The sequence below is a fragment of the Pseudomonas sp. SBB6 genome (assembly GCF_024213215.1).
GTDB classification, from domain to species: Bacteria; Pseudomonadota; Gammaproteobacteria; order Pseudomonadales; family Pseudomonadaceae; genus Aquipseudomonas; species Aquipseudomonas donghuensis.
In genome coordinates this window covers 507,558-531,817 of sequence record NZ_JANAVH010000004.1, presented here as the reverse complement: position 1 = coordinate 531,817, position 24,260 = coordinate 507,558, and the positions used below count along the sequence as shown (strand labels likewise).

Annotated in this window: 19 protein-coding genes; 17 read left to right on the top strand and 2 right to left on the bottom strand. The window is 64.4% G+C overall.

Annotation, left to right across the window (positions count from 1 at the left end; translation table 11 throughout):
• Window positions 1–4: 4 nt before the first annotated feature.
• Window positions 5–1,078, bottom strand: coding sequence for a DUF2333 family protein (locus NLX68_RS11215; protein WP_010221699.1), 1,074 nt, complete (start codon window positions 1,076–1,078; stop codon window positions 5–7).
• Window positions 1,079–1,360: 282 nt separating this feature from the next.
• Here NLX68_RS11215 and NLX68_RS11210 point away from each other — a divergent pair, with 282 nt between their 5' ends.
• The 6 genes from NLX68_RS11210 to accC all read left to right on the top strand — a co-directional run bounded on the left by NLX68_RS11210 (window position 1,361) and on the right by accC (window position 9,552).
• A complete protein-coding gene (locus NLX68_RS11210) occupies window positions 1,361–2,977 on the top strand; it encodes a PleD family two-component system response regulator (protein WP_010221698.1) in 1,617 nt (538 codons plus the stop codon).
• Between the two features lie 107 nt (window positions 2,978–3,084).
• On the top strand, window positions 3,085–5,046 hold the full coding sequence (locus tag NLX68_RS11205) for a methyl-accepting chemotaxis protein (protein WP_254284027.1): 1,962 nt from the start codon (window positions 3,085–3,087) through the stop codon (window positions 5,044–5,046).
• Between the two features lie 164 nt (window positions 5,047–5,210).
• Entirely contained in the window at window positions 5,211–7,001 is a 1,791-nt protein-coding gene (locus NLX68_RS11200) for a protein-disulfide reductase DsbD (RefSeq protein ID WP_254284026.1), read from the top strand.
• Window positions 7,002–7,172: 171 nt separating this feature from the next.
• Window positions 7,173–7,625, top strand: a complete 453-nt coding sequence (aroQ, locus tag NLX68_RS11195; RefSeq protein ID WP_045182308.1) for a type II 3-dehydroquinate dehydratase — start codon at window positions 7,173–7,175, stop codon at window positions 7,623–7,625.
• Window positions 7,626–7,723: 98 nt separating this feature from the next.
• The gene (gene accB / locus NLX68_RS11190) at window positions 7,724–8,179 is read left to right on the top strand and encodes an acetyl-CoA carboxylase biotin carboxyl carrier protein (RefSeq protein ID WP_254284025.1); all 456 of its coding nucleotides are present in this window, start codon (window positions 7,724–7,726) and stop codon (window positions 8,177–8,179) included.
• A 17-nt stretch (window positions 8,180–8,196) separates the two neighbouring features.
• On the top strand, window positions 8,197–9,552 hold the full coding sequence (gene accC / locus NLX68_RS11185) for an acetyl-CoA carboxylase biotin carboxylase subunit (RefSeq protein ID WP_010221693.1): 1,356 nt from the start codon (window positions 8,197–8,199) through the stop codon (window positions 9,550–9,552).
• Between the two features lie 136 nt (window positions 9,553–9,688).
• On the opposite strand, the gene NLX68_RS11180 is transcribed toward accC, so the two are convergent.
• The gene (locus tag NLX68_RS11180) at window positions 9,689–11,563 is read right to left on the bottom strand and encodes a sigma-54-dependent Fis family transcriptional regulator (protein WP_254284024.1); all 1,875 of its coding nucleotides are present in this window, start codon (window positions 11,561–11,563) and stop codon (window positions 9,689–9,691) included.
• Window positions 11,564–11,820: 257 nt separating this feature from the next.
• On the opposite strand from NLX68_RS11180, the gene NLX68_RS11175 reads away from it, so the two are divergent.
• The 11 genes from NLX68_RS11175 (at window position 11,821) to purD (ending at window position 24,150) form a co-directional block, all read left to right on the top strand.
• Window positions 11,821–12,879 carry an ATP-NAD kinase family protein gene (locus NLX68_RS11175; RefSeq protein ID WP_254284023.1) on the top strand — a complete coding sequence of 353 codons (1,059 nt, stop codon included), beginning with the start codon at window positions 11,821–11,823 and terminating at the stop codon, window positions 12,877–12,879.
• A 22-nt stretch (window positions 12,880–12,901) separates the two neighbouring features.
• Window positions 12,902–13,879, top strand: a complete 978-nt coding sequence (locus NLX68_RS11170) for a thiamine pyrophosphate-dependent dehydrogenase E1 component subunit alpha (protein WP_254284022.1) — start codon at window positions 12,902–12,904, stop codon at window positions 13,877–13,879.
• Between the two features lie 35 nt (window positions 13,880–13,914).
• On the top strand, window positions 13,915–14,934 hold the full coding sequence (locus NLX68_RS11165; RefSeq protein WP_254284021.1) for an alpha-ketoacid dehydrogenase subunit beta: 1,020 nt from the start codon (window positions 13,915–13,917) through the stop codon (window positions 14,932–14,934).
• The gene (locus NLX68_RS11160) at window positions 14,931–16,037 is read left to right on the top strand and encodes an acetoin dehydrogenase dihydrolipoyllysine-residue acetyltransferase subunit (protein WP_254284020.1); all 1,107 of its coding nucleotides are present in this window, start codon (window positions 14,931–14,933) and stop codon (window positions 16,035–16,037) included. The genes NLX68_RS11165 and NLX68_RS11160 overlap by 4 nt, the downstream gene beginning before the upstream one ends.
• A gap of 90 nt (window positions 16,038–16,127) precedes the next feature.
• On the top strand, window positions 16,128–17,192 hold the full coding sequence (locus NLX68_RS11155) for a 2,3-butanediol dehydrogenase (RefSeq protein ID WP_254284073.1): 1,065 nt from the start codon (window positions 16,128–16,130) through the stop codon (window positions 17,190–17,192).
• A 98-nt stretch (window positions 17,193–17,290) separates the two neighbouring features.
• Window positions 17,291–18,169: a 50S ribosomal protein L11 methyltransferase gene (gene prmA / locus NLX68_RS11150; protein WP_254284019.1), complete on the top strand. Its 879-nt coding sequence runs from the start codon at window positions 17,291–17,293 to the stop codon at window positions 18,167–18,169.
• Window positions 18,170–18,209: 40 nt separating this feature from the next.
• The gene (locus NLX68_RS11145; RefSeq protein WP_254284018.1) at window positions 18,210–19,475 is read left to right on the top strand and encodes a DUF3426 domain-containing protein; all 1,266 of its coding nucleotides are present in this window, start codon (window positions 18,210–18,212) and stop codon (window positions 19,473–19,475) included.
• A gap of 213 nt (window positions 19,476–19,688) precedes the next feature.
• Window positions 19,689–20,702 (top strand): tRNA dihydrouridine synthase DusB, encoded by a 1,014-nt coding sequence (dusB, locus tag NLX68_RS11140; RefSeq protein ID WP_254284017.1) that lies wholly within the window; start codon window positions 19,689–19,691, stop codon window positions 20,700–20,702.
• A complete protein-coding gene (gene fis, locus NLX68_RS11135; RefSeq protein ID WP_003186237.1) occupies window positions 20,699–21,019 on the top strand; it encodes a DNA-binding transcriptional regulator Fis in 321 nt (106 codons plus the stop codon). Before dusB ends, fis begins: the two co-directional genes overlap by 4 nt.
• Before the next feature lie 82 nt (window positions 21,020–21,101).
• The gene (purH, locus tag NLX68_RS11130; RefSeq protein ID WP_254284016.1) at window positions 21,102–22,709 is read left to right on the top strand and encodes a bifunctional phosphoribosylaminoimidazolecarboxamide formyltransferase/IMP cyclohydrolase; all 1,608 of its coding nucleotides are present in this window, start codon (window positions 21,102–21,104) and stop codon (window positions 22,707–22,709) included.
• Window positions 22,710–22,854: 145 nt separating this feature from the next.
• On the top strand, window positions 22,855–24,150 hold the full coding sequence (gene purD, locus NLX68_RS11125) for a phosphoribosylamine--glycine ligase (protein ID WP_254284015.1): 1,296 nt from the start codon (window positions 22,855–22,857) through the stop codon (window positions 24,148–24,150).
• Window positions 24,151–24,260: the final 110 nt, after the last annotated feature.

Below are 24,260 nucleotides of genomic sequence, written 5' to 3'. Positions count from 1 at the left end.
CGGTTCAGCCCTGGGTCAGCAGTTGACGCAGGTCGATCACCGCAGCGTTGGCCCGCGAGATGTAGTTGGCCATTACCAGCGAATGGTTGGCCCACATGCCAAAGCCGCTGCCGTTGAGCACCATCGGGCTCCACAGCGGTTCCTGCGAGGCTTCCAGCTCACGGATGATCTGCCGCACGCTGACCGTGGCATTCTTCTTCGCCAGTACGTCGGCGAAGTCGACCTCGATGGCGCGCAGCAGGTGCGACAGCGCCCAGGCCTGGCCGCGGGCTTCGTAGAACACGTTGTCGATCTGCAGCCATGGGGTTTCGACCACTTCCTCGTCAACCTGCGGCACCTGGCCCGGCACCACCGATTCAGTCTTCAGGGTGCTGTTGAGCTTGACCCGGCCAACGCTCGCCGACAGCCGCTGCGACAGCGAGCCCAGGCGGGTGGCGACGTCGCCCAGCCAGTTGTTGAGGTTGTCGGCACGGGTGTAGAACAGCGCGCCCTGCTGGTCCGGCGAGGCCAGACGGTTCTGGTAGCGGGTCAGGGAGTTGATGCCTTCCTGGAACTCGGACTCGCTCGACGGCAGGATCCAGCTCTTGTTGTCGAAGTTGAAGCGCGGCTCGGCCTTGGCCAGGTCCGCGTCTTCGGTGGACTGCGACTGCGAGCGGGCAAAGTCCTTGCGCAGGGCACGGCTCAGGTCACGTACCTGGACCAGCACGCCGTACTCCCAGCTGGGCATGTTGTCCATCCACAGGCCTGGCGGGAAGCGGTCGTTGGAAATGTAGCCGCCGGGCTTGTTGAGCAAGGTACCGGCCACGGTCTTGAGCGTCTCGATGGTGGTGTAGCCGACGACCATCTGCTTGCCGGTTTTTTCGGCAGCCGCCTGGGCGTTCTGCTGTACCGGGAACAGGTCGGGTTCGGCGCTCCAGTACCAGCCCAGGCCCACGCACACCAGCAGGTACAGGCCGATCAGCGAGCCCAGGGCGCGGCTGAACAGCAACCCGCCGAAATAGCTGCGGGTGGCGGCGGTGCGCGGCTCGACCCGCTCACGCGCCTCGGCTTTGCCTGTACGGTTTTTCCAGTCCAGCATGGCGTTGTCCTTTCAGTCACGTCGGTTCAAGGGGTTCGACCGCAACCCCCGGGCTTCGTGCCAGCGCGATGGGCGTTTTGTGCCGCGCGCCACCTGCCGGGGTCGGCAAGTATCGCTGCACTATAAATCAAGCACGGCGGTTCGCATAAGCGACTATTGGGTCAGCAAATGAATAAACGGACTTGTACAGTTTATTGATACAAGGCACTCGATTGCCGGGAAAGTGGTGCTAGCATAGAGCCATCACTCGACCTCAGCCTCACCCTTATAAGTAGTCAGGACATGACCGAGCCAGAAGACCCCAATCGTGAGCGCCTCAAGCAACACTTTGCCCAGCGGGTCATTCATCAGGCCCGGCAAATCCTCGAAATCTGGCAGCGCCTGCAGCGCAGCGAGTGGTCCACTGGCGACCTGGGTGAGCTGTGCGAGGCCAACCTGCGCCTGCAACGCTATGCCGAGCGCTTCGAGCAGCCCGAGCACAGCCAGTTGGCCGAAGCCATCGGCCATACCCTGGAGGCGGTCGAGGCCAACAGTGCGCGCCTGAGCAGCCAACTGATCAGCGAACTCAACCGGCTGATGCAGCGCCTGTCGCGCACCGGCCTGCGCCAGGGTGACCAGCTTGAGCAAGTGCCGCTGCCCCCCTTGCGCAAGCCGGTGTACATCATGCTCCAGGACCACGACCGCGCCGAACGCCTGGCCCAACAGCTGGAGTTCTTCGGCTTGGGTGTACAGGCCTTGTACAGCGCCGCCGCATTCCAGGCGACCATGAGCGAACGGCTGCCTTCGGCGATCGTCATGGACGTCGACTTCACCGGCCCCGGTGTCGGCCTGCAACTGGCGGCCCAGGCCCAGCAGGGCCTGGAACAGCGGTTACCGTTGCTGTTTTTCAGCCTGCACGAAACCGACACCCCGACGCGCCTGGCCGCCGTACGCGCCGGCGGCCAGGAGTTTCTGACCGGCACCCTGGAAGCCTCGAGCCTGCTGGAGAAAGTCGAGCTGCTGACCAGCGTCACCCAGTACGAACCCTTCAAGGTGCTGATCATCGACGACTCGCGGGCCCAGGCCCTGCACACCGAGCGCCTGCTCAACAGCGCCGGGATCGTCACCCGCACCTTGATCGACCCGATCCAGACCATGGCCGAGCTTGCCGACTTCCAGCCCGACCTGATCATCCTCGACATGTACATGCCGGCCTGCACCGGCACGGAACTGGCCAAGGTGATCCGCCACAACGACCGTTATGTCAGCGTGCCGATCATCTACCTGTCGGCCGAAGACGACCTGGATAAACAGCTCGACGCCATGAGCGAGGGCGGTGATGACTTTTTAACCAAACCGATCCGCTCGCGACACCTGATCACCACCGTGCGCAACCGCGCCGCCCGCGCGCGCAACCTCAAGGCGCGGATGGTGCGCGACAGCCTGACCGGGCTGTACAACCACACTCACATCCTGCAACTGCTGGAAGACTGCAGCTTCCGCGCGCGCCGCGAAGAACAGCCGCTGAGCTTCGCCATGCTCGATATCGATCACTTCAAGAAGGTCAACGACAGCCACGGCCACCCCATGGGTGACCGGGTGATCAAGAGCCTGGCGCTGTTCCTCAAGCAGCGCCTGCGCAAGACCGACTTCATCGGCCGTTACGGCGGAGAAGAGTTCGCCATCGTCATGCCCAACACCGACCTGGGTGCCGCGCACAAAGTGCTCGATGAGATTCGCCGGCGCTTCGCCGAGATCCATTACCCCGCCCAACCTCGCGACCTGTCCTGCACCTTCAGCGCCGGCGTTGTACAGTTGAGCGAAGGTCTGGATGCCCTGAGCATGGCCACTGCCGCCGATGAGGCGCTGTACCGCGCCAAAGGCGCCGGACGCAACTGCGTGCAACGGGTGGAAGCATAAAGGCAAAGTGCCAGTTTTTTTCGCAAAACCGCCCGTCTCGTCATAACCCGGTCATTAAAACGCAATAACTTCAGGCGCTTACCATTCGGCCGTTGGTAGACCCGGACATGCGCCTGAAGCTGCTTACCAATTTCAATACCCTGTTGCTGGTTACCGTGTGCATCGCCCTGGGCGCCACCCTGTGGTGGTCGCAGCGCGCCCTGGAGCGCCCCTACCTATTAATGGAGCGCTACCTGTCGCTGTCGCAGCAATTCCAGAACCAGGCCGCGCGCAACATCCAGGACTACCTGAGCAGCGGCGACGCCCTGCGCCATGCCACGGCGGTGCAAGCCACCGCCGCCCTGCAGGCCGAACTCGAACAATTGCCAGCAGCGCTTGCAGCCCGGCTGCGCCCGAGCCTGGACAACCTGCAGCGCTTCACCGCCAACGAACTGCTCGGTGCCGGCAAGCTGGCCGGCGATCCCCAGGCCCTGCTGCTCCAGGCCGAACGCGAGCTGGGCGCCAGCCTCGAACAACTGGCCAACTATGCCCAGAGCAGTACCAGTAGCGATGCCGGGCGTTATGCACCGGCACTGTTCAACGCCTCCCTGCACCTGTCGCGGCTGTCCCTGGCCCGCGACAAGCTGGTCAGCAGCGGCCGGAGCGAACTGGCCGATGAAGTCGAGCGCGAACTGCAGCAGATCGCCGCTCAGGCGCAGGTACTTGAGCAGTTGCCGCTGCTGGGCGTAACCGCCGCCCGCGAATCCAGCGCCGACGACTTTGCCGCGCTGATGGGCCTGGAAACCCAGGCCAGCACCGAGGCCCAAGACCATGGCGTGGCGCTCAAGCGCGAGCTCAACAGCCTGATCAAGCGCTACCCGGGCGAACTGCAGCGTACCCGCGAGCAGATCCAGCAGCGCAGCGCCCTGGCGAACAGTACCTTCGAGCGCATCGCCGCCGTACAGCAGGCCATCGCCGAGCTCGAACCCGGCGTGCGCAGCCAGCATGCCGCCATCCAGGGCGAAGTGCGGGTGATCCAGGGCCTGATGATCGGCCTGATCCTGCTCATCGCCCTGCTCATCGACACCCTGCAGCGGCGCCTGGCACGGGTGCTGACCAACCTGGCGCCGGCGCTGTCGCGCTGGGCCGAGGGTGACTTCGGCCAGGCCATTGCCCTGGGGCGGAGCAACCGCGAGATGCATGACATCCAGGACTCGCTCAATCGCCTGCGCGCCTACTTGGTGGAGCTGGTCGGCACCATTCGCCACAACGCGGAACAAGTCGCCGGCAGCAGCCACGCCCTGGCCGGCATGAGCAGCGCCCTGCACGATGGCGCCGAACGCCAGGCCGGCGATACCGCGCAAATCCGTGATGCCCTGGGGGAACTGGAAGCAACTATCCTGCAGGTGGCCGGCGATGCTAGCCAGGCCGCCGACGCCAGTCATGACGCCGGGCGCGCCGTGGAGCAGGGCCAGGCGGTGATCGGCCAAAGCCTGACCGGGCTGCGAGCGCTGGTCGATGAAGTGCAGGGCAACGCACAGATGATCGAACAACTGGCGCAGGAGTCGGCAACCATCGGCAGCGTGCTGACGGTCATCCGCTCGATTGCCGAGCAGACCAACCTGCTGGCCCTCAATGCGGCGATCGAAGCGGCGCGGGCCGGGGAAATGGGCCGTGGTTTTGCCGTGGTTGCCGAAGAGGTACGCTCACTGGCGCAGCGCACCACCGGTGCCACTGGCGAGATCCAGACCTTGATCGGCCGCTTGCAACAGGCGGCGCGCGACTCGGTGCAAGGCATGCGCGCCCAGCTCGAACATGCCCAAATCACCGCCGATCAGGCCCAGGCGGCAGATGGCGCGCTGGATGAAATTGTCGCGGCGATCCAGACCATCTCCGCCACGGCGGTACGGATTGCCGATGTCACCGCCCAGCAAAGTGGCGCGGTGAGCGAGATTCGCGATCACAGCGAACGGATTCATGGCCTGGGCGAGGACAACCTGCAGCGTATTGGCGAAGGCCGTGAACAGGGTGAGCAATTGCTCCGGCTTGGGGGTGAGTTGAACACGGCGGTGCGGGCGTTTCGGCTCTGATCCAAGACGGTGGCGCCACCATCGCCGGCAAAGCCGGCGCCCACAGTAGATCTGCATCCACCGGCCCTGTGGGAGCTGGCCTTGCCAGCGATGCAGGCGCCGCGTAACTGCACGTAACGGCGCAGTCCGCTATCATGCAGGCACTTTTGTACTGCGAGACCGCCATGCGCCGCCTGCTTTGCCTCCTGTTTCTGCTCCTGGCCTTGCCCGCCGCCGGCGCCGGCCTGCTCGACAATCGCCCCAGCGCCACCCTGGGCGCGGCGTCGCTGAACAACAGCGCCGATTTCCTGCCGGTGCACGAAGCCTTCAAGCTGAGCCTGGTGCAGGATGAAGGGCAAAGCCTGAAACTGCGCTTCGTCGCCGCCGATGGCTACTACCTGTACCGCCACCGCTTCCAGTTCCGCAGCGAACCTGCCGACATCGCCCTGGGCACGGCACAGATCCCGCCCGGTGAAGCCAAGCACGACGAATTCTTCGGCGACGTCGAGGTCTACCACGGCATCCTCGACATCGAAATCCCCCGCCCGGCCAACGAACAACGCCCCTTCACCCTGCTGGTCGGCTACCAGGGCTGTGCCGACAAGGGCCTGTGCTACCCGCCGGAAACCGCGCGCCTGAGTGTCGATGGCACTGCGAGCAGCGCGTTGCCAGGCGCTACGGCCGTCGGCAAAGCCGGGTGGGACTGGCAAAGCCTGCTGCTGTTCTTTCTCGCCGGCGTCGGCCTGACCTTCACACCCTGTGTGTTGCCGATGCTGCCGATCCTCTCTGGGGTGGTATTGCGCGGCCAGGCCAGCGGTTGGCGCGGGTTTGCCCTGTCGCTGGCCTACGTGCTGCCGATGGCCGCCTGCTTCGCCCTGCTGGGTGCGCTGATGGGCCTGTTCGGCGCCGGCCTTAACCTGCAGGCGCGCCTGCAGTCGGTCTGGGTGCTGGTGCCGTTTGCGCTGTTCTTCGTGCTGTTCGCCCTGGCCATGTTCGGCCTGTTCGAGCTGAAACTGCCCCATGCCATCAGCAGCCGCCTGGAGCGCCTGGTGGGCCAGACCAAGGGCGGTTCGCTGATCGGCGCGGCGATCCTCGGGGTGTTCTCCAGCCTGCTGGTGTCGCCGTGCGTGTCAGCACCACTGGCCGGCGCGCTGCTGTACATCAGCGCCAGCGGTGATGCCCTGGGCGGTGCGCTGAAACTGTTCGCCCTGAGCCTGGGCATGGGCGCGCCACTGCTAGTGATCGCGACCGGCGGCGCAGCCTGGCTGCCAAAGAGCGGGCCGTGGCTGGTGACGGTGAAAAACGCAATCGGCGTGCTGTTGCTGGGCCTGGCCATCGGCCTGCTCAGCCGCGTGCTGCCGGGCCAGGTCACGCTGTTGCTGGTCGGCCTGCTGGCCGCTGGCACCGCAGTGTTCCTCGGCGCCCTGGAGTTCACCCTGAAAACCACCCGCCAGCGCCTGGCGCAGTTGTTCGGCCTGGCCCTGCTGTTCTATGCCCTGGCCTGCTGGTACGGCGCCTTGAGCGGCCAGAGCGACCCGCTGCGCCCGTTGCCTCAGGCAGGCATTGCCAGCACCGGCGCAAGCGTCCAGGCCAGCAGCGCCAGCGACTGGCAGACCCTCACCACCCCGGCGGCGCTGGACAGCGCCCTGGCCGCCGCCAAGGCCGCCGGCCAGCCGGTGCTGTTGGACTGGTACGCCGACTGGTGCATCAGTTGCAAGGTGATCGAGCATGAAGTGCTCAAAGCCCCGGCGGTGCAAGCGCAGCTCAAGGAGTACAAGCTGCTGCGCTTCGATATCAGCGAAAGCAACGCCGAACAGCGCGCCCTGCTCGACCGTTACCAGCTGTTCGGCCCGCCCGCGCTGCTGTTCTTTGCCGCGAACGGCAGCGAAATGAGCGCTGACCGTGTGGTTGGCGAGATAAACGCCGGCGAATTTGCCGAGCATCTGACGCGCATTCGCGCCAATCTGGGTCTATAACTTCCTCTGGCCGCTAAAAAGCCAAAATCAATGACTGAAATTAATAAATTAGTCACATATTTAGCGTGAATATCGGTCATCGTGCTGGCTATTGCCGGTAACTGGACAGTGCCCGCCGGTTTACGGCATAGTCGCCGCGCAAAGTTTCCTAACGATAAAAAGGAACCACAGATGGCAACGCTACTGGTGCTGCACGGCCCCAACCTGAACCTGCTCGGCACCCGCGAACCGGGCGTCTATGGCGCCGTGACCCTGGCCCAGATCAACCAGGATCTGGAGCAGCGCGCCCGCGCCGCCGGCCATCACCTGCAGTACCTGCAAAGCAATGCCGAGTACGAATTGATCGACCGCATCCATGCTGCGCGCAGCGAAGGCGTGGACTTCATCCTGATCAATCCGGCGGCTTTCACACATACAAGTGTCGCATTACGTGACGCGTTGCTGGCGGTGAGCATCCCATTCATCGAAGTGCATCTGTCCAACGTGCACAAACGCGAACCTTTTCGCCATCACTCCTACTTCTCTGATGTCGCCGTAGGGGTGATTTGCGGCCTGGGTGCTACTGGCTATCGCCTGGCCCTGGAGTCTGCCCTGGAACACCTGGCTGCTAACGCAAAGCCCTGATGACGAGACCCTGGCCTACGGGCCGGGGCTCACAAGAAACGTTTGCTAACACGTTTTTATATTTACGCCCCTGACCGAACCTTGGGAGTTGATGATTAATGGATATCCGTAAAGTCAAGAAACTGATCGAACTGCTGGAAGAGTCTGGCATCGACGAGCTGGAGATCAAGGAAGGCGAAGAGTCCGTACGGATCAGCCGCCACAGCAAGACTCCAGCCCAGCAGTACTACGCTCCGGCTCCAGTCGCCGCTCCTGTTGCCGCACCAGCCGCCCCTGCCGCTGCCGCCGCTCCAGCCGAAGCTGCCGCGCCAAAGCTGAACGGCACCGTTGCCCGTTCGCCAATGGTCGGTACCTTCTACCGCAAAGCCTCGCCTACCTCGCCAGCCTTCGTTGAAGTCGGCCAGACCGTGAAGAAAGGCGACACCCTGTGCATCGTCGAAGCCATGAAGATGATGAACCACATCGAAGCTGAAACCAGCGGTGTGATCGAATCCATCCTGGTAGAAGACGGTCAGCCGGTTGAGTTCGACCAGCCGCTGTTCACCATCGTTTGAACCGCGGAGAGCCAACGATGTCTGCGAAGCTGGAAAAAGTCCTGATTGCCAACCGCGGGGAAATTGCCCTGCGGATCCTGCGTGCCTGCAAAGAGCTGGGCATCAAGACCGTCGCCGTACACTCCACGGCTGACCGCGAACTGATGCACCTGGGCCTGGCAGACGAGTCGGTCTGCATCGGTCCTGCTTCGGCCAGCCAGTCCTACCTGCACATCCCGGCCATCATCGCCGCGGCCGAAGTGACCGGCGCTACCGCCATTCACCCGGGCTACGGTTTCCTCGCGGAAAACGCCGATTTCGCCGAGCAGGTCGAGAACTCCGGTTTTGCCTTCATCGGCCCGAACGCCGACACCATTCGCCTGATGGGCGACAAGGTTTCGGCCAAGGACGCGATGATCAAGGCCGGTGTTCCAACCGTGCCGGGTTCCGACGGCCCGCTGCCGGAAGACGAAGAAGAAGCCCTGCGCATCGGCCGTGAAGTCGGCTACCCGGTGATCATCAAGGCCGCCGGTGGCGGTGGTGGTCGCGGCATGCGCGTGGTGCACAAGGAAGAGGACCTGATCTCCTCGGCCAAGCTGACCCGTAGCGAAGCGGGCGCCGCCTTCGGCAACCCGATGGTCTACCTCGAGAAGTTCCTGACCAACCCACGTCACGTGGAAGTCCAGGTCCTGTCCGACGGCCAGGGTAACGCTGTGCACCTGGGTGACCGCGACTGCTCGCTGCAGCGCCGCCACCAGAAGGTCCTCGAAGAAGCGCCGGCACCGGGCATCGACGAGAAAGCCCGCCAGGAAGTCTTCGCCCGCTGCGTCAAGGCGTGCGTCGACATCGGCTACCGTGGCGCCGGCACCTTCGAGTTCCTCTACGAGAACGGTCGTTTCTACTTCATCGAAATGAACACCCGTGTTCAGGTGGAGCACCCGGTTTCGGAGATGGTCACCGGTATCGACATCGTCAAGGAGATGCTCAGCATCGCCGCTGGCAACAAGCTGTCGTTCACCCAGGATGACGTGGTGATTCGTGGTCACTCCCTGGAGTGCCGGATCAACGCCGAAGACCCGAAGAAGTTCATCCCGAGCCCAGGCACGGTCAAGCATTTCCACGCCCCGGGTGGCAACGGCGTTCGCGTCGACTCGCACCTGTACAGCGGTTACGCGGTTCCACCGAACTACGACTCGCTGATCGGCAAGCTGATCACCTACGGCAAGGACCGCGACGAAGCCATGGCGCGCATGCGCAATGCCCTGGACGAGATCGTCGTCGACGGCATCAAGACCAACATCCCGCTGCACCGCGACCTGGTGCGTGATGAAGGTTTCTGCAAAGGCGGTGTCAACATTCACTATCTGGAACACAAACTGGCTAACCAGGAGTGATTCGGTCGTGATGTAAAAAAGACCCCGGTCCTGTGACCGGGGTCTTTTTTTGGGGCTGCCGTGGGAGCGGGCTTGACCCGCGATGGCGGTTTTTCAGGCGAATCGCATCGCGGGTCAAGCCCGCTCCCACAGAGAATCAGCTTTTGGTCATCCGCGGCATCTCGATCCTGTGCTCATGCACCCGCCGGTACAAGGTCGCCCGCGATATTCCCAAGGCCTTGGCCGTATCGCCCGGCTTCCAGCGGTGGCGAATCAGCGCATCGAGCAACTGCTGGCGCGCAGGGCTGACACTGGCCTGGACCTGCGCCTGGACCTGCCCGCCGCGAATCTCCAGCGGCAAATCATCGAGCTGCAAAGTGCTGCCGGAACAGATTGCACAGGCATAACGCAGGACCTGGCGCAGCTGACGCAAATTGCCCGGCCAGGGGTAATTGAGCAGCGCCTCCAACGCACCGTCGCTCAAACCGACATCAACGCCACAGCCCTTGGCTTCTTCGCCCAGCAACTGGTTGATCAGCGCCAGCCGGTCACTGCGCTCACGCAAGGGCGGCAGTTCGAAGCGGGCATTGGCCAGACGAAAGTACAGGTCTTCGCGAAAACTGCCGGCCGCGACCATTGCCGTCAGGTCGCGGTGTGTGGCGCAGATCACCTGGATATCCACCCGCTGGCGCGCCGAAGCGCCCAAGGGCGCCACCTCGCCTTCGGCCAGCACACGCAGCAAGCGGGTCTGCAGGTTCAGTGGCATATCGCCGATCTCATCGAGAAACAGCGTACCGCCATCAGCCTGTTGCAGCAGGCCCTGCATGCCCTTGCTGGAGGCGCCGGTAAAGGCTCCGGCGACATAGCCGAACAGCTCGCTCTCGATCAGGTTCTCGGGGATGGCGGCGCAGTTCAGCGCCACGAACGGCTTGCGGCTGCGCTGGCTCATGACATGCAACTGGCGGGCAAACACCTCCTTGCCCGAACCGGTTTCGCCCAACACCAGCACGGCCAGGTTGCAGTCCTTGACCCGGGTCGCCAGGCGCAGGCTGTGCTCGACCCGCTCATCAACCGGCTGGCGGGCAATGGCCGCGCTCCGCCGCCCAGGCTTGCGCCGCGGCGAGCTGATGCGCACATGCAGTTCGCCGCTTTCACCGCGCCAGCGCAGGCGCTGGGCCGATTCATCGGTGGCGGCGCGCAGGGCATCGAGGTCGAACAGCTCGCCGATATGTTCCGGCAGCTGCCCGTAGCGCTCCAGCAGCACCTTGCGCGCCAGGCTGTTGAGCGCCTGCAATCGGCCATCGGCATCCCAGGCCAGCAGGTAATCCGGCTGGCTGTCGACATAGCCCGGCGTGCTGTGGGCACGCAGCACCCAGTGCGGTTCGGCACTGTGCATGAAAAACGCGTTCTCGATCTCCCGCGCGCTCTGCACCACCATCTGCCGGATCAGGTGCTGGCTGCGCCGGTCGTCCGGTGATTGCAGCGCCGAGACATCGACCACGCCGAGCAGCTCGCCCCGGGGGTCGAACACCGGCGCCGCCGAGCAGGTCAGGCCGATGAAGGCGGCACGAAAATGATCGCGCTTGTGCACCGTCGCCGGTGCCTTGCTGGTCAGCACCGCCGCCACTCCGCAAGTGCCCTCCTCGCCCTCCGACCAGCAGGTGCCCAGGTACAGCCCGGCCTTGCGACAGTCGTTGCGGATGACCGGCTCGACCCGGTAATCGATGGTCCGCCCCTGGGCATCGGTCAGCAGCACGCAATAGTCGGCATCGTGCACCCGTCCATGCAGGCGCGCCACCGCATCGCCGGCAATGCGCAGGAACAGCTCGGAACGTTCGCGGCATTCGTCGAGCAGGCTTTGCGAGAGGATGCGGGGCCCCTGCTGGGACGCAGGGTCGAGCCGGTGCTGCTCCATCGAGCGGCGCCAGGAGTCGAGGATCAGCGGCGGCACCGGCGCCTGGGGCAGGCGTTCGGCGTTCTTCAGCACGCGGCTGACACAGTCGATGTGGGCTTTGGAGTTCGCGGCAAGCATGGGGCCTCCGGTTCTCGTGTTCTTGTCGTTATGGGCCTCATTAAGCGCCGAATGCCAAGGGTGAACAAGCACTCTGTGGATTCCCGGCCGGCTGAGACGCAGCGTCTCAGCGTCTCGCCCCATAGCCAACGGCGCTGACACCGAGCGTCTTGCCGCAGCCCGGGCCAACACCGCAAAAACCGCTCTAGAGCGGACATCCGCATAACTTGGCACCGGCCTTGCTCCTGCCCCTGGCAAACAAGAACCAGAGGTGTGCCATGCGCCAACCCGCCCTGACCGTGGGGATCATCGCCAATCCGGCCAGCGGCCGCGACTTGCGCCGACTGACTGCCAATGCCGGGCTCTACTCCAGCACCGACAAGGCCTCAGCGGTGCAGCGCTTGCTCGCCGCGTTTGCCGCCACCGGTATCGAACAGGTGCTGCTGCCGCCTGACATGACCGGCATCGCCGCCGCGGTGCTCAAGGCCAGCCTCGGCCCGCATGCCGAGCAACAGCGCTGGCCGCAACTGACCATCCTTGACATGCCGCTGCGCCAAACCGTTGAAGACACCCGCCACGCCGCGCGCCTGATGGCCGCCCAGGGTGTGGCCCTGATCGCCGTGCTCGGCGGTGACGGTACGCACAAGGCGGTGGCCGCCGAAATCGGCGACATTCCGCTGCTGACCCTGTCCACCGGCACCAACAATGCCTTCCCGGAACTGCGCGAAGCCACCAGTGCGGGCCTTGCCGGCGGGCTGTTCGCCAGCGCCCGCATCCCCGCCGCGATTGCCCTGCGCCGCAACAAGCGCCTGGTGGTGCGGGTGCCGGAACAGAGCCTTTGCGAATGGGCCCTGGTGGATGTCGCGGTGTCGCCGCAGCGCTTCATCGGCGCCCGCGCCATCAGCCGCGGCGAGGACCTCGCGGAAGTCTTCACCACCTTCGCCGAACCTCACGCCATTGGCCTCTCGGCACTGTGCGGGCTGTGGTGCCCGGTGTCGCGTACAGCACCCGAAGGCGCCTGGATTCGCCTGCATCCACAGGCTGAGCAAGCCTTGCTGGCACCGCTCGCCCCCGGCCTGTTGCAAGGCTGCGGAGTGACTGCCTCAGGGCTGCTGATGCCTGGCGTTACCTACTCCCTGAGCCTGTCCAGCGGCACCTTGGCGCTGGACGGCGAGCGCGAAATCGAGTTCAGCGAACGCGACCAGCCAAGTATCACCCTCGACGCTTTCGGCCCCTTGAGCATCGACGTCGAGGCGGTGCTGGCCTATGCCGCGCGCCATCGCCTGCTGGCGGTCGGCCGCGAACACCCGCAACACCCTGCGAACCAACCGTGTTGAGACAACCCCGGAGAACAACAAGATGTCCACTCACCTGTCTACCGAGCAATTGCTGCATGCCTATGAAGTCATGCGCACCATTCGCGCCTTCGAAGAGCGCCTGCACGTGGAGTTCGCCACCGGCGAGATCCCCGGTTTCGTTCACCTGTATGCCGGCGAAGAGGCCTCGGCCGCTGGCGTCATGGCCCACCTGCGCGACAGCGACTGCATCGCCTCCAACCACCGCGGCCACGGCCACTGCATCGCCAAGGGCGTCGACGTGTACGGGATGATGGCCGAGATCTACGGCAAGAAGACCGGTGTGTGTGGCGGCAAGGGCGGTTCGATGCACATCGCCGACCTGGAGAAAGGCATGCTCGGCGCCAACGGCATCGTCGGTGCCGGTGCGCCATTGGTGGCCGGGGCGGCGCTGGCAGCGAAAATCAAGGGCACCGATGACGTCGCCGTGGTGTTCTTCGGCGACGGTGGCGCCAACGAGGGCGCGGTGTTCGAGGCGATGAACCTGGCCTCGATCATGAACCTGCCGTGCATCTTCGTTGCCGAGAACAACGGGTATGCCGAGGCTACCGCGTCGAACTGGTCGGTGGCCTGCGATCACATTGCCGACCGCGCCGCTGGCTTCGGCATGCCCGGGGTGACCATCGACGGCTACGACTTCTTCGCCGTGTTCGAGGCGGCGGGCGCGGCCATCGAACGTGCACGCTCGGGTCAGGGCCCGTCGCTGATCGAGGTCAAGCTGACCCGCTACTACGGCCACTTCGAAGGTGACGCACAAACCTACCGCGCGCCGGATGAAGTGAAGAACCTGCGCGAAACCCGCGACTGCCTGATGCAGTTCCGCCAGCGCAGCACCCGCGCCGGCCTGCTCAGCGCCGAACAACTCGAGCAGATCGATGCTCGGGTCGAGGACCTGATCGAAGACTCGGTGCGCCGGGCCAAGTCCGACCCGAAACCCGACCCTGCCGCCCTGCTCAGCGATGTGTACGTGTCGTACCCCTGAGCCTGCCTGACAACAAGAACAAGTGGAGAAGCATCATGGCGAGAAAAATCAGCTACCAGCAAGCCATCAACGAAGCCCTGGCCCAGGAAATGCGCCGCGACAGCAGCGTTTTCATCATCGGTGAAGACGTCGCCGGCGGCGCCGGGGCGCCTGGTGAAGAGGACGCCTGGGGCGGCGTACTCGGCGTGACCAAAGGCCTGTACAAGCAGTTTCCCGGCCGCGTGCTCGACGCGCCGTTGTCCGAGATCGGTTATGTCGGCGCGGCGGTCGGCGCCGCCACCCAGGGCCTGCGCCCGGTGTGCGAACTGATGTTCGTCGACTTCGCCGGCTGCTGCCTGGACCAGATCCTCAACCAGGCGGCAAAATTCCGCTACATGTTCGGCGGCAAGGCGGTCACCCCGCTGGTGATGCGCACCATGGTCGGTGCCGGCCTGCGCGCCGCCGCACAGCATTCGCAGATGCTCACCTCGCTGTGGACACACATTCCCGGCCTGAAAGTGGTCTGCCCGTCCTCGCCGTACGACGCCAAGGGCCTGCTGATCCAGGCGATTCGCGACAACGACCCGGTAATCTTCTGCGAGCACAAGTTGCTTTACAGCATGCAGGGCGAGGTGCCGGAAGAGCTGTATACCGTGCCGTTCGGCGAAGCCAATTACCTGCGCGACGGCGACGACATCACCCTGGTGACCTACGGGCGCATGGTTCACCTGGCCATGGAGGCTGCCGCCAACCTGGCGCGCCAGGGCATCGACTGCGAGGTCCTCGACCTGCGCACCACCAGCCCGCTGGATGAAGACAGCATCCTTGAAAGCGTGGAAAAAACCGGGCGCCTGGTGGTGATCGACGAAGCCAACCCACGTTGCTCGATGGCCACCGACATCAGCGCCCTGGTGGCGCAAAAAGCCTTCGCCGCCCTCAAGGGGCCGATCGAAATGGTCACCGCCCCGCACACCCCGGTGCCGTTCTCCGACGCCCTGGAAGACCTGTACATCCCCACCGCGGCGAAGATCGAAGCCGCGGTGCACAAGGTGATTGGCGCGAGGAATGCTGCATGAGCCAGATCCATACCCTGACCATGCCCAAATGGGGCCTGTCGATGACCGAAGGGCGCATCGACACTTGGCTCAAGCGGGAAGGCGAGCAGATCAACAAGGGCGACGAGGTGCTGGATGTCGAGACCGACAAGATCTCCAGCAGCGTCGAGGCGCCGTTCAGCGGCGTGCTGCGCCGCCTGATCGCCCAGCCGGATGAAACCCTGCCGGTGGGCGCCCTGTTGGCGGTGGTGGTCGAAGGCGAAGCGGACGAAGCCGAGATCGACGCGGTGGTGCAGCGCTTCCAGGCCGAGTTCGTCCCCGGCGGCGACGGCGAACAGGACAGCGGCCCGGCGCCACAGAAAATCGACCTGGGCGGGCGTACCCTGCGCTACTTCGACCTCGGCGAGGGCGGCACGCCGCTGCTGCTGGTGCACGGCTTTGGCGGCGACCTGAACAACTGGCTGTTCAACCATCAGGCCCTGGCCGCCGAGCGTCGGGTCATCGCCCTCGACCTGCCCGGGCATGGCGAGTCGGGCAAAGCCCTGCAACGGGGCGACCTGGATGAACTGAGCCAGACGGTAATCGCCTTGCTCGACCACCTGGATATCCAGCACGCGCACCTGGCCGGGCATTCCATGGGCGGTGCGGTGTCGCTCAACCTGGCACGCCTGGCGCCGCAACGGGTACGCACCTTGACCCTGATCGCCAGCGCCGGCCTCGGTCGCGAAATCAATGGCGACTACCTGCAAGGTTTCGTTGACGCCAGCAACCGCAACGCACTCAAGCCGCAACTGACGCAGCTGTTTTCCGACCCTGGCCTGGTGACCCGGCAGATGCTCGAAGACATGCTCAAGTTCAAGCGCCTGGAAGGTGTCGACTCGGCGTTGCGCCAACTTGCCGCGGCCCTGGCTGACGGCAGTGTGCAGCGCCACGACCTGCGCGCGGTGGTTGCCCAACAGCCAAGCCTGGTGATCTGGGGCGCTGCTGACGCAATCATCCCGGCCCGCCATGCCAAGGGCCTGACAGCCGAGGTCGAGATCTTGCCAGGCCAGGGCCATATGGTGCAGATGGAGGCCGCCGAGCGGATCAACCAGCGGCTGGCGGCCTTCATCGCCAGCCATTGAACCAACCCGCGCCGCCGTCACCACGGCGGCGCTTTCGTGTACGCCCGGGAGATAACAACTATGAATGATCTTTCCAAGCCCGCCGCCAGCATGCGCGCAGCGGTCTGGCATGGCCGCCAGGACATTCGCGTCGAAGATGTGCCGTTGCCCGCCGACCCGCCGCCGGGCTGGGTGCAGATCAAGGTCGACTGGTGCGGCATTTGCGGCTCAGACCTGCACGAGTATGTCGCCGGCCCCGTGTTCATTCCGGTGGAGGCGCCGCATCCGCTGACCGGCATTCAGGGCCAGTGCATTCTTGGCCATGAGTTTTGCGGCGAAATCCTCAAGCTCGGTGACGGCGTGCAGGGCTATGCCATCGGTGACCCGGTGGCTGCCGATGCCTGTCAGCACTGCGGTACCTGCTACTACTGCACCCATGGCCTGTACAACATCTGCGAACGCCTGGCCTTTACCGGCCTGATGAACAACGGCGCCTTCGCCGAGCGGGTCAACGTGCCGGCCAACCTGCTGTACCGCTTGCCCGAAGGTTTTCCGCGCGAGGCCGGGGCGCTGATCGAGCCACTGGCGGTCGGCATGCATGCGGTGAAAAAGGCCGGCAACCTGCTCGGCCAGAACGTCGTGGTGGTGGGTGCCGGGACCATCGGCCTGTGCACCATCATGTGCGCCAAGGCAGCCGGTGCCGCCCAGGTAATAGCCTTGGAAATGTCCACTGCGCGCAAGGCCAAGGCCCTGGAGGTCGGCGCCACGGCAGTGCTCGACCCCAAGCAATGCGATGTGCTGGCAGAGATTCGCACCCTGACTGCGGGCCTCGGTGCCGATGTCAGCTTTGAATGCATCGGCAACAAGCACACCGCCAAGCTCGCCATCGATGTCATCCGCAAGGCCGGCAAGTGCGTGCTGGTGGGCATTTTCGAGGAGCCCAGCGCGTTCAACTTCTTCGAACTGGTGTCCACCGAAAAGCAGGTGCTCGGCGCCCTGGCCTACAACGGCGAGTTTGCCGACGTCATCGCCTTCATCGCCGATGGGCGGCTGGATATCAGCCCGCTGGTCACCGGCCGTATCGGCCTTGAGGCGATTGTCGGCCAGGGCTTCGAGGAACTGGTGAACAACAAGGAGGAGAATGTGAAGATCATCGTCTCGCCGGCCAGGCTCTAGGGCCTACAGGGATCCCACAAACCCTTCGCACTCAAGTAAACTGGCGGGCTTCTCGCAGCCTCGGGCTGCCCCTGTAGATTTTTCCAAAGGTGCCCGCCATGCCTTGGCTGCAAGTACGTCTGGCCATCAGCCCGGAACAAGCCGAAACCTATGAAGATGCCCTGCTCGAAGTAGGCGCCGTTTCGGTCACCTTCATGGATGCCGAAGATCAGCCGATCTTCGAACCGGACCTCAACACCACCCCGCTGTGGTCGCACACTCACCTGCTGGCATTGTTCGAAGCCGATACCGACGCCAACGCGGTGTTCGCCCACCTGCAGTTGCTGACCGGCGCCGAACTGCCCGAGCACCAGGCTGAAGTCATCGAAGACCAGGATTGGGAACGCAGCTGGATGGACAACTTCCAGCCGATGCGTTTCGGCCAGCGCCTGTGGATCGTGCCAAGCTGGCATGCGGCGCCGGAGCCTGAGGCGGTCAACCTGCTGCTCGATCCGGGCCTGGCCTTCGGCACCGGCACCCACCCGACCACCGCCCTGTGCCTGGAATGGCTCGACGGCCAGGACCTGAAAGACACCCAGGTGCTCGACTTCGGTTGCGGCTCGGGCATCCTCGCCATCGCCGCGCTGCTGCTCGGCGCCCGCGAAGCGGTCGGTACCGACATCGACGTGCAGGCCCTGGAAGCCTCGCGCGACAACGCCGGGCGCAACGGCATCGCCGACGAGAAATTCGCCCTGTACCTGCCCGAGCACATGCCGGCCATGCAGGCCGACGTGCTGGTTGCCAACATCCTTGCCGGCCCGTTGGTATCGCTGGCCCCGCAACTGTCCGGGCTGGTACGTCCGGGAGGCCTGCTGGCGCTGTCGGGGATTCTCGCCGAACAGGGTGATGAAGTCGCCGCGGCCTACGCCAAGGACTTCGACCTCGACCCGATCGCCGTACGCGATGGCTGGGTACGCATCAGTGGTCGCCGCCGCTAAGTGCGCCTAGAATAACCTTCTGCATAACCCGGACCGCCGCATGACCGACAGTTTCGTCACCCAGTGCCCGCATTGCCAGACCAGCTTTCGCGTCAGCCACAATCAGCTGAGCGTGGCCCGCGGTGTGGTGCGTTGCGGCGCCTGCCTGCAAGTGTTCAACGCCGCCCGGCAACTGCTGGAGCAAAGCGCGGCGCAGAACCCGTCTGCGCAGCCGGCGCCGGTCGAGCCTGTGGTGGAGCCCGCGCAAGCGCCCAGCCAGCACGAGTGGAGCGCCGCAGAACTGGACCTCGACCAGCTCGATCTGGATCAGGAACTGGCGCGCCTGGAACAGCGCGAAATCCAGCCGACGACCGAGTTCAAGGCCGCTGCCCCGCGCGAAGACAGCCTCAGCGCGCACCGCGACAGCCCCGAGCAGGACGACCAGCACTGGCCCGACAGCCTGTTCAGCAGCCCGGCCTCCGAGCGCGAACAGCTCAATGCCGAGTTCGACGAGCCACAGCCGCCGCTGATCGAACAGGAAGCCCTGGATCTCGCCCCGGCGCCAGGCGAGCGCACCGAGCCTTCGCTGTCGCTGGATGTACTCGACGACGATCTCGATGCCCCGGCGCCACCCGCGCAACCGCTGCATGCCGATGATGACGAACTGCCCGGCGAACGCCTGTCCGCCCGGGAGCCTGACGACGACCTGGACAGCCCCGAACCTGAGCTGGACGAACGCCGCGAACCAGGCCTGGGCCCGAGCGGCCGCCGCGCTGCCCGCAAGGAGCCGCTGCTCGACCTGGTCGACGACCCGATCCAGCTCGGCTGGCAGAAACCCAAGGTCAACTGGGGCAAGCGCCTGCTGTGGATCTTGCTGATCCTGCTGGCCGCCGCGGCACTGGCTGGCCAGTACATCTGGTACCAGTTCGACGAACTGGCCCGCCAGGACCGCTACCGCCCCTGGTTCCAGACGATCTGCCCGACCGTCGGCTGCCAGGTACCGTCGCGAGTCGACATCGCCCGGATCAAGAGCAGCAACCTGGTGGTGCGCAGCCACCCGGACTTCCACGGAGCCTTGATCGTCGATGCAATCATCTACAACCGTGCGCCGTTCTCCCAGCCGTTCCCGCTGCTGGAGCTGCGTTTTGCCGACCTGAACGGCCAGTTGATCGCCAGCCGCCGCTTCAAGCCCACCGAATACCTCAGCGGTGAGCTGGCCGGCAAGGGCGAAATGCCCAGCCAGACACCGATCCACATTGCCCTGGACATCCTCGATCCGGGTCCCAAAGCGGTCAACTACAGCCTGTCATTCCGCTCGCCGGAATGACAGGCGAGCTGCCAGCGGCAAGCTTCAAGCCACAAGAAGCAGCAGCCCCTTACGCGCGTCCGTTTTTGCTCGCGGCTTGAAGCTTGCAGCTCGAGCCTCGAAGCCAACTGTTCAGATTTTATCCAAATCCATCTTTATCCGGTCACCGAGAGCGGGTATCATGCCAACCCTTTTTCGAACTCTAATGATCCGGCCCCACAACAGGGAACTCCTATGTCGGCGGTACGCATCGGCCCATACACACTGCAGAACGCCCTGATCCTCGCGCCGATGGCCGGGGTCACGGACCAGCCATTTCGTCAGTTGTGCCGACGAATGGGTGCAGGCCTGGTGGTGTCGGAGATGGTCAGCAGTGACATGAGCCTGTGGAACAGCCGCAAGTCGCGTCTGCGCATGATTCACGAAGGTGATCCCGAGCCGCGCTCGGTGCAGATCGCCGGCGGTGACGCGCAGATGCTCGCAGCTGCGGCCCGGGCCAATGTCGAGGCCGGCGCCCAGATCATTGACATCAATATGGGCTGCCCGGCAAAAAAAGTCTGCAACAAGGCCGCAGGCTCTGCTTTATTGAAAGATGAAGCCCTGGTCAGCGAAATCCTCCACGCGGTGGTTGCCGCCGTGGACGTGCCGGTCACGCTGAAGATCCGCACCGGCTGGGACAGGGCCAACAAGAACGGCCTGACTGTGGCGAGGATCGCCGAGCAGGCTGGCATCCAGGCACTGGCGGTACATGGACGCACACGCGCCGACCTCTACACCGGCGAAGCCGAGTACGACACCATCGCGGCAATCAAGCAGGCGGTGTCGATCCCGGTTTTTGCCAATGGCGATATCACTTCGCCAGAAAAGGCCCGAGCGGTGCTGGCTGCCACCGGTGCCGACGGTCTGCTGATTGGCCGGGCTGCCCAGGGGCGGCCATGGATCTTTCGCGAGATCGAGCATTACCTGCGCACCGGCGAAACACTGCCGGCGCCGCAGTTGGACGAAGTGGAACGAATTCTGCTGGAGCACCTGACCGCGTTGCACGCCTTTTACGGCGATGTGATGGGCGTACGTATCGCCCGCAAGCACGTCGGTTGGTACCTGGCAACGCTACCGGGCGCCAGGGAGTTTCGCGCCCAGTTCAACCGTTTGGAAGACACGCAAGCGCAGTGCGCCAACGTTCGCGGCTTCTTTAGCGAACGTGAACAGAGCCTTGAGACAGAGGACGGACAAGGGGTGGCCGCATGACGATGATGACCGAGACTTTAGTGAGTGGAACAACGCCCGTGAGCGACAACGTCAACCTGAAACAGCACCTGAATACACCGAGCGAAGAGGGCCAGACCCTTCGCGGCAGTGTGGAAAAGGCGCTGCACAACTATTTCGCCCATCTTGAGGGCGCGGCCGTCACGGACGTGTACAACCTGGTGCTCTCGGAAGTCGAAGCGCCGTTGCTCGAAAGCGTAATGAACTACGTCAAGGGCAACCAGACCAAGGCCAGCGAGCTGCTCGGGCTCAACCGCGGCACCTTGCGCAAGAAACTCAAGCAGTACGATTTGTTGTAAGCAAGCATCCAAACCAGAAAAGGCGGCTCCCATTCGATGAGGTCGCCTTTTTTGCTGACTCCACCGCGTTATGGAATCTGAAATGACCGACCAGACTACCCGCCTGCCGATCCGCCGCGCCTTGATCAGCGTCTCCGACAAGACCGGGATCCTTGAATTCGCCCGTGAGCTGCAACAGCTCGGCGTCGAGATCCTGTCCACCGGCGGCACCTTCAAGTTGCTCCAGGACAATGGCGTTGCCGCGGTGGAAGTTGCCGATTACACCGGCTTCGCCGAAATGATGGACGGCCGGGTCAAGACCCTGCACCCGAAAATCCACGGCGGCATCCTAGGCCGTCGGGGTACCGACGACGCCATCATGGCCGAACACGGGATCAAGCCGATCGACCTGGTCGCGGTCAACCTCTACCCGTTCGAAGCCACTATCGCAAAGCCTGGCTGTGACCTGCCAACCGCTATCGAGAACATCGACATCGGCGGCCCGACCATGGTTCGCTCGGCGGCCAAGAACCACAAAGACGTCGCCATCGTGGTCAACGCCAGCGACTACGGCCAGGTGCTGGAAAGCCTCAAGGCCGGCGGCCTGACCTACGCCCAGCGCTTCGACCTGATGCTCAAGGCATTCGAGCATACCGCCGCCTACGACGGTATGATCGCCAACTACATGGGTACCGTGAACCAGGCCAGTGAAACCCTGAGCACCGAAGGCCGCAGCGAGTTCCCGCGCACCTTCAACAGCCAGTTCATCAAGGCCCAGGAAATGCGCTACGGCGAGAACCCGCACCAGAGCGCGGCGTTCTATGTCGAGGCCAAGCCCGCTGAAGCCGGCATTGCCACCGCCGTACAGCTGCAGGGCAAAGAGCTGTCGTACAACAACGTGGCCGATACCGACGCCGCGCTGGAGTGCGTGAAGAGCTTCGTCAAGCCGGCCTGCGTCATCGTCAAGCACGCCAACCCGTGCGGCGTGGCCGTCAGCCCGGACGCCGAAGGCGGCATCCGCCAGGCCTACGAACTGGCCTACGCTACCGACACCGAGTCGGCGTTCGGCGGCATCATCGCCTTCAACCGCGAGCTGGATGCCGAAACCGCCAAGGCCATCGTCGAGCGTCAGTTCGTCGAAGTGATCATCGCCCCGAGCGTCAGCGACGAAGCCCGCGCCGTGGTGGCTGCCAAGGCCAACGTCCGCCTGCTGTCCTGCGGCGAGTGGTCGGCTGAGCGTGCCGCTGCCTGGGACTTCAAGCGCGTCACCGGCGGCCTGCTGGTGCAGAGCCGCGACATCGGCATGATCACTGAGGGCGACCTGAAAGTGGTCACCAAGCGCGCGCCGACCGAACAAGAGATCCACGACCTGATCTTCGCCTGGAAAGTGGCCAAGTTCGTCAAGTCCAACGCCATCGTCTACGCCAAGAACCGCCAGACCATCGGTGTCGGTGCCGGCCAGATGAGCCGCGTCAACTCCGCCCGTATCGCGGCCATCAAGGCCGAGCACGCTGGCCTGCAGGTGCAGGGCGCGGTCATGGCATCGGATGCGTTCTTCCCGTTCCGCGATGGCATCGACAACGCCGCCAAGGTGGGCATCACTGCGGTGATCCAGCCAGGTGGCTCGATGCGTGATGCCGAAGTCATCGCGGCCGCTGACGAAGCCGGCATCGCCATGGTCTTCACCGGCATGCGTCACTTCCGTCACTGATACCAGGACCTGGTGCCAGGCTCTGTGGGAGCGGGCTTGACCCGCGATTGCGATCTGTCAGTTACAGCGCATCGCGGGTCAAGCCCGCTCCCACAAGAGTCCCGGCTACCAGCATTATCCGAATTAGCTTCATCGAGGTTTTGACATGAACGTTTTGATTATCGGTAGCGGCGGTCGTGAACACGCCCTGGCCTGGAAAGTCGCTCAGGACCCACGGGTCGAGAAAGTCTTCGTTGCCCCGGGCAACGCCGGCACCGCCACCGAAGCCAAGTGCGAGAACGTCGACATCGACGTCACCGCCCTGGAGCAACTGGCCGATTTCGCCGAAAAGAATGTCGCCCTGACCATCGTCGGCCCTGAAGGCCCGCTGGTTGCCGGTGTCGTCGACCTGTTCCGCAGCCGTGGCCTGGACTGCTTTGGCCCAACCAAGGGCGCAGCCCAGCTGGAAGGCTCCAAGGCTTTCACCAAGGACTTCCTGGCGCGCCACAAGATCCCGACCGCCGACTACCAGAACTTCACCGAGATCGAGCCGGCCCTGGCCTATCTGCGGGAAAAAGGCGCGCCGATCGTGATCAAGGCCGACGGCCTGGCCGCCGGTAAAGGCGTGATCGTCGCCATGACCCTGGCCGAAGCCGAAGACGCCGTGCGCGACATGCTCGCCGGCAATGCCTTTGGTGATGCAGGTTCGCGCGTGGTGATCGAGGAGTTCCTTGACGGCGAGGAAGCCAGCTTCATCGTCATGGTCGATGGCCAGAACGTACTGCCAATGGCTACCAGCCAGGACCACAAACGTGTCGGCGACGCCGACACTGGCCCGAACACCGGCGGCATGGGCGCTTACTCGCCAGCACCGGTGGTCACCGCCGACGTGCACCAGCGCGTGATGGACCAGGTGATCTGGCCGACCGTGCGTGGCATGGCCGAGGAAGGCAACGTCTACACCGGTTTCCTCTATGCCGGTCTGATGATCGACAAAGCCGGCAACCCGAAAGTCATCGAGTTCAACTGCCGCTTCGGCGACCCGGAAACCCAGCCAGTCATGCTGCGCCTGGAGTCAAGCCTGGTGCTGCTGATCGAAGCCGCCTTCGCCAAGGCCCTGGACAAGGTCGAAGCGCAGTGGGACCCGCGCCCAAGCCTGGGCGTGGTCCTGGCAGCCGGTGGCTACCCGGGTGACTACAGCAAAGGCGCCGCGATCAACGGCCTGGATGCTGCCGCGAAGCTGGAAGGTAAAGTCTTCCACGCCGGTACCGCACTCAAGGACGGCCAGGTGGTTGCCACCGGTGGCCGCGTACTCTGCGCCACTGCCCTGGGCAACAGCGTCGAGTCTGCCCAGCAACAAGCCTACCGCCTGGCTGCCGAGATCAACTGGGACGCCAGCTTCTACCGCAAGGACATCGGCTACCGCGCCATTGCCCGCGAACGCGGTGAACACCAGCAATAAGCAGGTGCCTGGAGGCCGCGACGCCGCAAGCGTCCTGCCTCCGGCTTGTCGACAAGGCCCGCCATGGGCCTTGCCTTCGGCTTGGCGCGCCGCGCATAGTTACCATCCGG